This is a genomic window from Campylobacter concisus (assembly GCF_003048835.2).
Taxonomy (GTDB): Bacteria; Campylobacterota; Campylobacteria; order Campylobacterales; family Campylobacteraceae; genus Campylobacter_A; species Campylobacter_A concisus_D.
Genome location: NZ_CP060705.1, coordinates 1,950,715 through 1,964,379, shown reverse-complemented (window position 1 = coordinate 1,964,379; position 13,665 = coordinate 1,950,715). Strand labels below are relative to the sequence as shown.

8 protein-coding genes are annotated in these 13,665 nt (G+C 38.8%); 6 read left to right on the top strand and 2 right to left on the bottom strand.

Translation table 11 applies throughout. The annotated features are described in order from the left end of the window. Positions 1-7 precede the first annotated feature (7 nt). The 4 genes from CVT08_RS09895 to rlmN are packed head-to-tail and all read left to right on the top strand — an operon-like array spanning position 8 to position 5,866. Positions 8-3,286: a DEAD/DEAH box helicase gene (locus tag CVT08_RS09895; protein ID WP_107856317.1), complete on the top strand. Its 3,279-nt coding sequence runs from the start codon at positions 8-10 to the stop codon at positions 3,284-3,286. 2 nt (positions 3,287-3,288) lie between these two features. Beyond that, complete coding sequence (gene hisF / locus CVT08_RS09890) at positions 3,289-4,044, top strand: imidazole glycerol phosphate synthase subunit HisF (RefSeq protein WP_021087091.1); 756 nt, start codon at positions 3,289-3,291, stop codon at positions 4,042-4,044. After that, positions 4,044-4,724, top strand: coding sequence for a purine-nucleoside phosphorylase (locus tag CVT08_RS09885; protein WP_107856316.1), 681 nt, complete (start codon positions 4,044-4,046; stop codon positions 4,722-4,724). Before hisF ends, CVT08_RS09885 begins: the two co-directional genes overlap by 1 nt. Next, positions 4,721-5,866 (top strand): 23S rRNA (adenine(2503)-C(2))-methyltransferase RlmN, encoded by a 1,146-nt coding sequence (rlmN, locus tag CVT08_RS09880; protein WP_103636738.1) that lies wholly within the window; start codon positions 4,721-4,723, stop codon positions 5,864-5,866. The genes CVT08_RS09885 and rlmN overlap by 4 nt, the downstream gene beginning before the upstream one ends. Before the next feature lie 295 nt (positions 5,867-6,161). On the opposite strand, the gene CVT08_RS09875 is transcribed toward rlmN, so the two are convergent. Next, positions 6,162-7,085 (bottom strand): pseudouridine synthase family protein, encoded by a 924-nt coding sequence (locus CVT08_RS09875; protein WP_107856315.1) that lies wholly within the window; start codon positions 7,083-7,085, stop codon positions 6,162-6,164. A gap of 186 nt (positions 7,086-7,271) precedes the next feature. Between CVT08_RS09875 and purB the strand changes: the two genes are divergently transcribed. Then, positions 7,272-8,603: an adenylosuccinate lyase gene (gene purB / locus CVT08_RS09870; RefSeq protein ID WP_107856314.1), complete on the top strand. Its 1,332-nt coding sequence runs from the start codon at positions 7,272-7,274 to the stop codon at positions 8,601-8,603. A 360-nt stretch (positions 8,604-8,963) separates the two neighbouring features. Continuing rightward, the gene (locus CVT08_RS09865) at positions 8,964-11,339 is read left to right on the top strand and encodes a ribonucleoside-diphosphate reductase subunit alpha (RefSeq protein WP_107856313.1); all 2,376 of its coding nucleotides are present in this window, start codon (positions 8,964-8,966) and stop codon (positions 11,337-11,339) included. Between the two features lie 33 nt (positions 11,340-11,372). Here CVT08_RS09865 and CVT08_RS09860 read toward each other — a convergent pair whose 3' ends face one another. Further along, entirely contained in the window at positions 11,373-13,358 is a 1,986-nt protein-coding gene (locus CVT08_RS09860) for an AAA family ATPase (RefSeq protein ID WP_107856312.1), read from the bottom strand. Positions 13,359-13,665 lie beyond the last annotated feature (307 nt).

Here is a 13,665-nt window from a genome sequence, read left to right as displayed (position 1 = left end):
CGCAAATTTGAGTAGGGCAAATACCTTAAAATACTTTTTATTATCACAATATTTAGAGCCAAAAACCTTAGACGAGCCAAAAAAGACAAATAGCAAATTTAAAAAATCAATGGATATTGAGATCGCAAATTTCGATGAGAAATTTATGCAAATTTTAAGAGCATTTGACAGGTCACTTTTAAAAAATGGTGTAGAAATTTCGATTTATGGCGGCATTTTTGAGACTGACTTGCTCGCTCTTGCGATATCAAAGCTAGCAAAGGTGAAATTTGAAAAAGAGCAAATTTTAGATGAGCTGAGGTCTGAGCAAACGAGCTTTGAAAAGGCATTTTGTTATAAGCTTAAGCTCTCTGGCGATCTAGTATTTTGCAAAAATGAGCAAAATTTTGCTTTAAAAGATGCAAATTTAGATGATGAGCTAAGCTCATTTTTCACGCCAAACTCATCAAATGAGCTTTTCATCCCAACGGCTCTTTGGGCGATGGTGCGCCTAAACCGCCTAAAAGAGATCAGCCAAAATGACTTTAACAAAGAGTGCGAGCACATCAAGGATAAAATTTCTATCCACAAAGAGAAAATGCGGCTTAGCGACTATGTAAAAGTAGTCCATGAGGAGCTAAAAAGCTCGCTAAAGACACCATTTTGTAAAGACGTGATCAGGCTTGAAGTAAGGATCGCTGATCCAAATTTTAAAGAGAACGACACCCTTTTAAATAGCTTTTTTATAGATGATATAAATTTGCTTATCAAATTTTATGAGTCAGGCAGGACGCACGAGCTAACGGATCAGTTTTTAGACGAGGGCGGTGAGAATAAATTTGAGCGGCTTGATGTTAGAGATGAGCTAAATCAAAGGGCGGTTAGGGACTTTTTTAGTGCTGAGCGCTACCCAAGATCGGCCTTTGCAAGTGATTTTGCCTTAAATTTCTCACAGCAAATGGCTCTAAACAATATAATTGAGAAATTTAAAGATGGAAATGGTGGAATTTACAGCGTAAATGGCGCTCCAGGCACTGGAAAAACGACGCTTTTAAAGGATGTGATGGCTGAAGTGGTGACGCTTAGGGCGATGAAACTCGCGCAAATGAGCAGGCATGATATCTTTGAGCCAGTTTATGACAGCGATGAAAAGGCGCTTTATTTTAGGCTAAATGACGAGCTACAAGGCTACGAGATGGTCGTTAGCTCTTGCAATAACGGCGCGGTTGAGATTTTAAGCAAGGAGCTAAGCCAGTTAAAGAGCATAGGGGATTATAAGGACGAGATTGATTATTTTAAATTTATAGCCACAAGGCTGCTCTCGGCTGATGAAAAGAGTAAATATGGCGAGAAGTCCTTTATCTCAAAGCCAGCTTGGGGGCTATTTTGCGTGGCGCTTGGCTCAAAGCAAAACAAGTCAAATTTTGTTTTTAATGCGATTAACGGCGTAAAGATCGAGCCAACTCACAGCCAGTTTGACAAGATCGCAAGTGAGTACGGCGAGTTTTTGGAGCAAGATGGCTTTTTGATGGGGCTTGGCAAGTACCTTGCAGTGGGTGAGGGCGTAGATGACTTTGACGTGGCAAAGGAGAAATTTAACCTTGCACTTCACGAGATAAATTTACTTTTTAGTGAGATCAGGATCAAAGAAGAGGAGCTAAAGAGCTTAAAAAGTGAGCTAGCTGATGTTGATAGAAGACTAGAGAGCTATAACTCAGCTAAGCAGATAGAGGAGTTTTTATCTCCGCTTGAGAGCGAATTTGCTAGCGTTAGTGACGAGCTTAGCGCTAAAAAGGCTGAATTTAGCGAGCTAACAAGGCTTGTTAGTCAAAATGAGGCCTTGCAGGAGTATTTAAATTTACCGCAAAAGCCAGCATTTTTTGCCTTTCAGCAAATCTTTAAGACAGAGGCCTTTGAAAAGTATAATGACGAGGCGCTAAAGGTCGGCGAGATAAACCGCCAGATAGCTGAGCAAAATTTAAAAGCTAGCAGGCAAAATGGCGAGAGCAAAGAGAAAAACGAGGCAAGGCTAAATGAGCTAAAAAACGAGATAGCAGGGCAGCAGAGCAGGGCAGCAGAGCTAAATACTAAGATAAATCTTTACAAAAGGCTGCAAAGCGACTTTGCTAGACGCCAAAAGATACTTGGTAGGAGCGAGGAGCTAGATACCTTTCTAAACGGCAGCTTTAGCCAGAGCAACGAAGAGATGCAAAAGGGTATGCCATTTATGATGGAATTTGGCATAGATCAGAAATTTCACAAGACAAAGCTTTTTAAGGCTAGGATAGAGCTTTTTAAAGAGGCACTAAATTTACACAAGGCAGCGATATTTGCCTGCAAAGAGGCTGTCAGGACAAATTTGCGTGCCCTTAGTGTTATCTTTAACGATGAAAAGATGGCAGAGAAAAATGGCCTTGATGCAAAACATAGACGTGAGATCATCAAGGGGCTATTTTTACTAATGCCAGTTGTTAGCTCGACTTTTGCCTCGTTTAATAACACCTTTAAAGACCTTTTAAATGGCGATATAGGCATGCTTTTGATAGATGAAGCAGGGCAGGCAAATTTAACTAACGCGTTAGGCGCACTACTTCGCTCAAAGATGGCTGTCGTGGTCGGCGATCCGCTTCAACTTGAGCCAGTCGTAACACTACCTGTTAGTTTAAATAACGCAATCCTTAGTTACTGCGAGGCAAAAGATGAGTTTAACCTACTAAAATCATCAGTACAGCTAAGAGCCGACAAAGCGCAAAAGATCGGCACATATATAAAAGGTAGTGGCGAGAGTATCTGGGTTGGCTCGCCACTCATTGTGCATAGAAGGTGCGCTAACCCTATGTTTGATATCTCAAACGAGACTACATATGACGATATGATGATACTTGGGCGAGATGGGGCTAGTAAATTTGCAAACACTAACGTGCAAACAAAGTGGATAGACGTTAGCTCTGGGGAGTGGATAGGCAACTACAACAAAGCCGAAGGTCGGGTGGTTAAAGAACTCTTGGCAGGTGAGCTAGCTAGCCAAAATTATAACATCAGGATAATAACGCCATTTAAGGATGTTTGTAGAAATTTAAAAGGTGCTGGCACTATCCACACTATGCAGGGCAAAGAGGCTGATGTTATCGTCTTTGTGTTAGGCGGTGCGACAAAGGGCGCTAGGGCGTGGGCTGCTAGCAAGCCAAACCTGCTAAACGTGGCGCTAACAAGGGCAAAAGAGGTTATTTACATAGTTGGAAACCGAGAAAATTGGGCGAGTTTGCCCTACTTTGAGGTAGCAGCCAGAAAGATAGACAAAGGATAAATTTGAATCATTTCGCAAAACGCATAATCCCATGCCTCGACGTAAAAGACGGTAGGGTCGTAAAAGGTGTAAATTTCGTAGGACTTGTAGATGCTGGAGACCCAGTCGAGATAGCTAAAAGATACAACGACGAGGGCGCTGACGAGCTTTGCTTTTTGGATATCACAGCCTCTCACCTTGGCCGTGATACGATTGTTGATGTCGTAAAAAAGGTCGCAAGCAAGCTTTTTATACCGCTAACCGTTGGAGGTGGCATACGCACGATCGACGACATCTCTCGCCTTTTAAATGCAGGCTGCGACAAGGTGAGTCTAAACTCATCGGCGATAAAAGACCCAAATTTGATCGACGAAGCGGCTAAGAAATTTGGCTCGCAATGTGTTGTCGTGGCGATCGACGCTAAAAAGATCGAAAATGGTTATAGTGTTTTTATAAATGGCGGCAGGATCGATACCAAAAAAGATGCCTTTGCTTGGGCAAAAGAGGTCGAGTCGCGCGGAGCAGGGGAAATTTTACTAACGTCTATGGACAACGACGGCGTCAAGCAGGGCTTTAGTTTGGAGCTAACAAAGATATTTAGCGCGCTTTCTATACCGACTATCGCAAGCGGTGGTGCGGGGAAAATGGAGCATTTTAAAGATGCTTTTGAGGCTGGGGCTGATGCGTGCCTTGCTGCTTCGATATTTCACTTTGGCGAGATAGAGATAAAAAAGCTAAAAGAGTATCTCAAAGCAAACGGCGTTGAGGTTAGGCTTTGATGTTAGTTATATCCGCTGGAAAAAATGAAATTTTTGACTTTGCCTTGCCGATGGGTGTGGGGCTAGTCGATATGGCGATAAATTTGACAAAGTTTTTGCAAAAAAGATCATGCGTGGGAGCAGATGAAAAGGGCGTAAATTTAAAAAATATTGACCCACATTATCTTGCAAAGATCGAGGCTAAATTTGCAAACTCATCAAACCCTGAACTGCAAAATTTGAGCCAAAATTTATCAAAGAATCCTGAGCGAAATTTATACCAGATGCCAAAAAAGATAGTTTTTGTTGGCTCGGCAGGTCTTTATGAAGATGGTGAAATTTTGCAAATTTATGAAAGCTCGGTTGGGGCAAATGTTGAAATTTCTAGCATAGAAAATAGATCTTATTCGCCTATCGAGTGTGAAATTTCTTCTATCGTTTCACGTGGAACTATCAAAACAAATTCATCAAATTTCATAACGACAGACAAAAATTTGGCTCATAAAATGTTTAAAAAAGGTTATTTTTTAGAAAATATGGAGTTTTTTTCTGTTCTAAAAGTGGCTCAAATTTTTAAAATTCCAGCTTATGGAATTTTCGTAGCGACAAATTTTTGTGATGAAAATGCGCATGCTGATTTTATAAAAAATCACACAAAGGCCAAAGAGCTACTAACAAAATATATAAAGGAAAATATGTGAAAAATTTGCTTGATCTTAGTATCGAAGAGCTAAAAGAGCTGGTCTCTCCCTCTTTTAGAGCGACGCAAATTTATGAGTGGGTGTATAAAAAAAATGCTACTGAATTTAGCCAAATGCTAAATTTACCAAAGGATATGCGCCAGGATCTAGCCGAGAAATTTTATCTCGATCCTTTAAAATGTGTGAAATTTGAGCAAAGTAGCGACGGCTCGATCAAGTATCTTTTTGAGTTAAAAGACGGGTTAAAGATAGAGAGCGTTTTGCTGCCGATGAAAGAGGAGATTAGCGACGAGGATGGTAAGGTTAGTCGCCATGCTCGTTACACTGTTTGTGTTAGTTCGCAAGTCGGCTGTAAAATGGGCTGTGCTTTTTGCCTAACAGCAAAGGGCGGACTTGTTAGAAATTTGACTGCTGGCGAGATTGTGGGGCAAATTTTGTGGATAAAAAGAGAGAATAATATACCATATGAAAGGCGCATAAATGTCGTTTATATGGGTATGGGCGAGCCGCTTGATAACCTTGCTAACGTTAGTAAAGCGATTAAAATTTTAGCTCTTAATGAGGGTCTAGCCATATCGCCACGCCGTCAAACCGTATCAACAAGTGGCCTTGGCAGTCAGATAAAAAAGCTTGGCGAGATGGACCTTGGGGTCTTGCTGGCTATATCGCTGCACGCTGTTACTAATGAGCTTAGAAGTCGCCTGATGCCAATAAATAAGGCCTATAATATCGAGGCTGTTATGGATGCTGTTAGGGGATTTCCTATCGATATGAGAAAGCGTGTGATGTTTGAATACCTTGTTATTAAAGACCTAAACGATAGTGTTAGTGATGCGAAAAAGCTGGTTAAACTGCTGCATGGTATCAAGGCAAAAGTAAATTTGATCTACTTTAACCCGCATGAAGGTAGTGAATTTGGACGGCCTGAGCTTGCTAGCATGCTAAAATTTCAAGAATATCTAAGGGATCATGGTGTCACTTGCACGATCAGACAGAGCAAAGGACTTGATATAAGTGCTGCTTGTGGACAGCTAAAACAGCGAAATGAAAATCCTAAATTCAGAGCTAACGTTAGCGATAAGAGTGCAGCTAAAACAGAAGAAAAACCAACTAACGATAAAACTAACGTGAGTAAAAAATGACAGCTCTTGATATCTCTGAGATAATTTTTATAGTGCTGGTTGCTAGCGCTGGGCTTGGGCTGATCCTAAAAGTTTTGAAAGAGGAAAATAAAACTTTAAAATAAATTCTAAAAATTTGGCATGAAATTTTGTGAGTGGAAAACAAAAACGCAAAGTCGATTGCCAAAATTTAAATCACAATGTGGCGACACTAAAAATCTAATTCTATCTTTTAATGGAAATTCTATGTCAAATTTAAAAGCAAAATTAGGAAAAATTTTTATAGATTATTTTTGCTAGAAAAACTTTTTGAAATTTAAATAGTTTGATTATTTGCTTCTTTTGCAAATTTATAAAACTCACTCTTGGCGTCAAATTCGCTTTTTATCTTGTAAAAAATTTCATCAAATTTAAATGAAATTTCATCTGAGTGAAGTAATAGCCTTTTTGCTCCGGTTAAATTTATCCGTTCACTCTCGCTCATCTCTTTATCTAAAATTTTCTCGATCTGCGGACGCGACAAACCATAAAGTAGTTCACCAATGATCTTGTGTTTCACATGAAACAAATGCAACCGAATTTGATGTTGCCTGCCAGTGAGCGGGATAGCTCGAATTAAAGTCGTATCGATATCGTCAAAATATCTTATCGGCAAAATTTTAGTCACCGCACTTTTTCCATTTTCACAAATTTGCATTCGCATTTTCACATCGTCGTAGTTGTTTGCAAGATCCATCTTAGCATCGATCGTAAATTCTCGCTCGATCTTGCCTTGCACCATCGCGACGTAACTTTTAGAAACCTCTCTGTTTTCAAAGATCTTCTTTAGCTTTATCGTAGAATTTCTATCTTTGCCAACGACTATTACGCCGCTTGTTTCGCAGTCTAGCCTATGTGCCACGCTCGCATCTCGCCCAAAAAGTGTGTAAATTTCATCATTTAGCGAGTAGTCGCAGTGTCTGCCATTTGGGTGGCTCAGCACGCCACTTGGCTTGTCAAATACCGCAAAGCTCTCGCACTCAAAGATCGGCCTTAGTCCTTTTGGCTTGGCCTCATAGTCGATCAAAAAGACATCACCACACAAAATGGCATTTTTCTCGCTCACGACACTGCCACCACAGATCAGCCTACCTTTATCGATGAGGCGCTGGGTTTGGCTCATGTTAAAGCCATTTTTCAGCAAAATTTCGTAGGCTTTTTGATGATCTGCAGTAATGATAAATTTATTTACGTAGGGCAAAAATGATCCTTTGAAAAACGAGCGAGCTATCTTAAGTCCAAATTTATAAGCGCATAACCGACATTTCAGCCCGGATTTTATATAATCAAAACTTAAATTTAGAGAAATTACACGACGTGATTTCTGGCTCAAAAAGCCAAATTTATACTTTCAGGACAAAAGCAAACTAACATAAAAGGTTCAACAATGGTCGAAAGATACTCACGCAAAGAGATGGCTGAAAAGTGGAGCATACAAGCAAAATACGACGCTTGGCTCAAGGTAGAAAAAGCTGCTGTTAAAGCTTGGAATAAGCTTGGCTTCATAAGCGACAGCGACTGCGAGAAAATTTGCAAAAACGCTAAATTTGAGATAGCTCGTATCGACGAGATAGAAAAGACGACAAAGCACGATGTCATCGCATTTTTAACAAGCGTCAGCGAGAGCCTTGGCGAGGAGAGCAGGTTCGTACACTACGGCATGACCTCAAGCGACTGCATCGACACAGCCGTCGCACTTCAGATGAAAGAGAGCCTAGAGCTCATCATCAGCGACGTAGAGGAGTTTATGCGAGCGGTCAAAAACAGAGCGAACGAGCACAAGCATACGCTCATGGTCGGCAGAAGCCACGGCATCCACGGCGAGCCGATAACTTTTGGCCTCGTACTTGCCATCTGGTATGACGAGATCGCAAGAGCGCTAAAGCTCATCAAAGACGCAAAAGATACGATCAGCTACGGCAAACTCTCAGGCGCTATGGGAAATTTAGCCCACGCTCCGATGGAATTTGAAGAGCTAACATGCGAAGAGCTAGGTCTAAAAGCCGCTCCAGCGTCAAATCAAGTGATCCAGCGCGACCGCTATGCCCACGTGGTGAGTGCCATGGCTATCTTGGCTTCTACTTGTGAGAAGATCGCAGTTGCCATTAGACACTACCAAAGAACCGAAGTTTACGAGGCGGAGGAGTACTTTAGCCCAGGACAAAAGGGCTCAAGTGCTATGCCGCACAAACGCAATCCAGTCCTTAGCGAAAATATCACAGGCCTTTGCAGGGTGCTACGCTCATACGTCACGCCTTCTCTTGAAAACGTCGCCCTTTGGCACGAGCGTGACATCAGCCACAGCTCAGTTGAGAGATTTATCCTGCCAGATATGTTTATCACGGCTGATTTTATGCTGGTTCGTATCAAAAATTTGATAGCAAATTTAGTCGTCTATCCAGAAAATATGATGAAAAATTTAAATTTAACAGGCGGCCTAGTCTTCTCGCAACGTGTGCTTTTGCAGCTGCCGCAACGTGGAATTTCTAGAGAGGATGCCTACAAGATCGTTCAGCGCAACGCCATGAAGGTCTGGGCGGACTTGCAAGAGGGCAAAAAAGCGATTGACGAGCAAGGTCACAGCCTATTTTTACAAAATTTGCTAAACGACGAGGACCTAACTAAGAGCCTTAGCAAAGATGAGATCAAAGAGTGTTTTGACTACAACTACTACACCAAAAATGTAGATAAAATTTTTGCTAGAGTCTTTGGCAAATAAATTTAAACGCAAGGGGTAAATTTAGCCTCTTGCAACTACCCTAACACAAAACCACATTAAATTTAGCTCGCAAAATTTATCAGCTGGTAGCAACACTTTTCAAGTAGCTTTTACAAGCATCAGCAAAATTTATCGGCAATGTTGGCGCATTTAACTTTTGGGCGCCAAAGCTAACACAAAAGCTTATCATGTTTAACGCCTTCGTCGCTCTCTCAGACTAAAAAAACGATAGTTTTAAAAGCCTTTATCTTTCTCATTTTGGCTGTAAATTTTATATTTAATGAGTAGTTTTTGGCAAAGAGAGTTTTTATATCTTTTTGGATAAAATCTCAAATTAAAATTTAAAACGGAGAGATATTTTTGAAAGTTATAAAACGTAATGGCAGAACAGAAGAGCTTGATATCAGCAAGATCAAAAAATACACAAACGAAGCGGTTCTGGGGCTTAGCAACGTAAGTCTTAGCGAGCTTGAGGTAGATGCGAAAATCCAGTTTAGAGATATGATAACGACTGAGGAAATTCAGCAAACTCTTATAAAAACAGCAGTTGATAAGATCGACATCGACCGCCCAAACTGGACATTTGTCGCTGCAAGGCTATTTTTGTTCGACCTTTATCACAAAGTGACTGGCTTTAACGGTTACAACCACCTAAAAGACTACCTCGCAAAGGGCGAAAAAGTAGGCCGCATCATCCCTGGGCTAAAAGAGAAGTACGATTTAGAGGATCTAAACGCATACATCAAACCTGAGCGCGACCTCCAGTTTGCATACCTTGGTATCAAGACGCTTTATGATCGCTACCTCATCAAAGACAAGAGCGGTATGCCTATCGAGCTGCCACAGCACATGTTTATGGCGATCGCTATGTTTCTTGCGCAAAACGAGTTAGACAGCCAAGGCTGGGCTAAGAGATTTTACGATCTCATCTCTAAATTTGAAGTGATGTTAGCCACCCCAACGCTCTCAAACGCAAGGACTACACGCCACCAGCTAAGTAGCTGTTACGTAGGCAGCACGCCTGATAATATCGAGGGCATTTTTGATAGCTACAAAGAGATGGCGCTACTTTCAAAATTTGGCGGCGGTATCGGCTGGGACTGGAGCAAGGTACGTGCGATGGGCGGCAGTATCGACGGACACAAAAACGCAGCTGGCGGTATCATACCATTTTTAAAAGTGACAAACGACATCGCAGTAGCGGTCGATCAGCTAGGCACTAGAAAGGGCGCGATCGCTGTTTATATCGAGCCTTGGCACATGGACGTGAGCGATTTTCTCGATCTTCGTAAAAACTCAGGCGAAGAGAGACGCCGTGCGCACGAGCTTTTCCCTGCACTTTGGATAAACGACCTATTTATGAAGCGTGTCAAAGAAAATGGCCGCTGGAGCCTCTTTGACCCAGCTCAAGTAAGCGACCTTTGCGACCTTTACGGCGAGGAGTTTGAGAAGAGATATTTAGAGTATGAAAACGACGAAAATATCCAGAAAAACACCATCCTTGCAAAAGAGCTTTGGAAGAAAATTTTAACTAGCTATTTTGAAACGGGCATGCCATTTTTATGCTTTAAAGACAATGCTAACAAAGCAAATCCAAATGACCACGAAGGCATCATCAGAAGCTCAAATTTATGCACCGAAATTTTCCAAAACACAGCACCAAACTACTATAAGATCAAGATCACTTATGAAGATGGCGGCGAGGAGCTATTTGACGAAGAAGAAGACGTCACGGTCGATAGTGGCATAACTAAAAAAGCCAAAAAGCTTAGTGCGCTTGATAGCCTAAAAGGCAAGCAAATTTTCATCGTAGAAAAAGAGAGCATCGAGGGCAAAACGGCAGTTTGCAACCTTGCAAGTATAAATTTAAGCAAGATAAACAGCAAAGAGGACATCGAGCGTGTCGTACCGATAGCTATCAGGATGCTTGATAACGTTATAGACCTAAATTTCTACCCGCACAAAAAGGTAAAACACACAAACCTTGCTTCTCGCTCGATCGGCCTTGGCGTCATGGGCGAAGCGCAAATGCTAGCTGAGAAAAACGTAAAATGGGGCAGCTATGAGCACTTGGCGCTCATTGATAGCATAATGGAAAACATAAGCTACAACGCCATCTATGCTAGCTCAAATTTAGCCGTAGAAAAGGGCATCTATCCAAAATTTGAAGGCTCAAAATGGAGCAAAGGCATCATGCCGATAGACACCGCAAACGAGAACGCAAAAGCGCTTTTAAACGACAAAGGTGGGCTATTTGACGAAAATGTCTGCGACTGGGACAAGCTAAGAGAGAAGGTTAAGCGCGACGGCATGAGAAACGGCTACCTAATGGCGATCGCTCCAACTAGCTCGATCTCGATCCTTGTTGGCACTACTCAGACCATCGAGCCAGTCTATAAACGCAAGTGGTTCGAGCACAACCTAAGTGGTATGATCCCAAATGTCGTGCCAAATTTAAGCCCTGATACTTGGCAGTTTTACACGCCAGCTTATGAGCTTGATCAGAGAATTTTGATAAAAGCAGGCGCGATCCGCCAAAAATGGATCGATCAAGGTCAAAGTCTAAATATCTTTATGAGCCTAGACAAAGCAAGCGGCGGATATCTAAGTGAAATTTACACGCTTGCATGGGAGCTTGGACTAAAATCAACCTACTATCTACGCTCTGAGTCACCAGATAGCGAAAAGCTAAACGACGTAGCTGACCGCTCGATCGAATGTGAGGGGTGTCAGTAATGCTAATAAAGCATCGGTGCTCCAACTGATGCTTTATTTTTTATAAAAATCTTTTATTTCTAATATCCAGGTTGGAATAAATTTTTCATTATTTTCCTTCTCTTTAGATATTTCTACATATTTTTCAGCAAATTTAATTTTATTTGATCCCTCGTTTTCTTCAAAATAATTTTTTAAATCAATACTTTTTAAATTATCAATAAAACTTGTATTTCCATTATTTTTTTGTATATTTATCTGATATTTGTTTGATTTATCCAATTTTTCCATTGTTTCTTTGAAAATTATAGGATTTAAAGATTGTTCTATATCAGTTTGAGTAGTATCTGAATTTTCAAGTGTATATAATCGTGTTTCATCGTTTCCAATATTGCATAATCTTCTAATTTTTAAGTGCTTATTTCCATCTTTAATGTACTCTTTATGCCTTATCTTATCTGTATCGATTAGACAAAATACTTTTCCTCTTAATTTGTCATCCTCTTTTTTTAGAGGCAGTTCTAAGTGTTCATAAATTTCTGAAACTTTTGTATTTCCGCCAAGAGGTAAAATCCTTAAATTATTTTTCACTTCATCTTTAAAAAAATATTCAAAGTATATTTTTTCACTCACGCCTTCTACCAAAAGCCAGTTATACGGTTTTTCACAGTATAGCGAGTAATATATGGCTTGAACTAAATCATTTATACTTTTTAAATTAAAATCATGAGGAATTTCATTTTTACTTTTTTGTATATCGTTTTTTACTCTTGCCTTATAGTCATATAAATCATAGGTGTCAAAAAGAATTTCTTTTTTAGTTTTTGTTTCTTTTTCTGTTTTAGTTTTTGTTTCTTTTTCTGTTAAAAAATGACCAAAGCCTTCATTTAGGATAGGCAAGAATCCATACCAATGAGTAGTAATAAACACTTGACAATTTTTTGAAACTTTATTCAATCTATCAAATTGCTCATAACAAACAGAAGTATGGAGTGAATTTTCTGGTTCATCTATTGCTATAATTGTTGCTGAATCTCTATCTGTTTTTATTAGAAATGCGGATATTATGTCTATCAGGGCTTGTCTTTTTTCTCCTGCACTTAATTCACTAATTTTTTTATTATTTTTATACAAAATTCTTTTTTGAAAATATGCTTCAATTATTTTATTTACTATGTCATTTTTTGTTATTTTATTATTTCTTTGCTGTCCTGTTTTATACTCATAATTATTACGTAGGCTATTTTGTATTTCTTTAATAAAATTATCTAACCTTGGATTAATTCCATTTGTACCATCTAGCTTAATACCAGACAACATACTTTCTATTTCTTTTTTTAGTTTTTTTCCAAAAACTTTTTGCATTTCTGTTGTTTCTATTTTTGTAAAATTTTCTATATTAAGTTCGACTGGAAAATATATATATGAGTAATGATCTTTTATGATTTGTAGAATTTTATTATATTTTTTGGCGAGCTCACTCTTGTGCTCTTGAATTTCTTCTGTTGATATTGATATTGTTATGTTTATATTCTTATTATCAAGTACTTTACTGAGAAATTCTTGCGCTATAGTGAAGGTTCCAAAAGATATTTTTGGGCTACTGTTTGATATAAATTCTTCACCGATCATTAGCAGATAATACTCTTCTTTAGTTATACCTTGTTTTAATAAATCATCCCTAATATTTTTAAAGCCTTTAATATCAGCACTTCCGGATAACGATTTTATATTCCAGAAAAAATCATTAAGTTTATCTATATCTTTTATACAATGAGCAGGAAAAATACAATCAGATTTTTTAATTAAAAAAATTGGAACAAAAAATGGTTTATTTCTTTCTCCAGGTGAAGTTGCATTTTTATTAATGTTGTAGATTTTTTCATTAAAGAAGCTATCAAATCCTTCAAGAATAGAACTTTTGCCTATTCCATTTTTACCAATATAACTTATAAAGTTAAAATCTAACTTATACCCTATAGGAATAAAGTTTATACCTTCATATGCTTTTATGTGTCTTAAATAAAGCCCAATAACCATGTGCACTGCCTTTATATGAAAATATCATTTATTAGTATATGATTAAGATCATTTTAAAATTTATATCGTTAAGTCTTCCTTAGGATCTCATTATTTTTAATACTATATTTTTAAAAACTAAAATTAAAATAATTATTTAAGTAAAAATAATAAAATTTTAGTTAAAAATGCCTAAAATACGTAAAAATATACTTAATAAAACTCTCTAAAATTTTATATTTTTTGATAAATATTATTAAACAAAAGAAAATAGTTATCTATCTTTTAAGCTTTCTTGTCCTATACTTTTGAACTCCATATCAAAAAA

Bases quoted from the DNA above. Each gene is read 5' to 3' on its own strand.
- CVT08_RS09885 (WP_107856316.1), top strand. From the start codon at position 4,044: ATGTTAGTTATATCCGCTGGAAAAAATGAAATTTTTGACTTTGCCTTG.
- CVT08_RS09860 (WP_107856312.1), bottom strand. From the start codon at position 13,358: ATGGTTATTGGGCTTTATTTAAGACACATAAAAGCATATGAAGGTATA.
- purB (WP_107856314.1), top strand. From the start codon at position 7,272: ATGGTCGAAAGATACTCACGCAAAGAGATGGCTGAAAAGTGGAGCATA.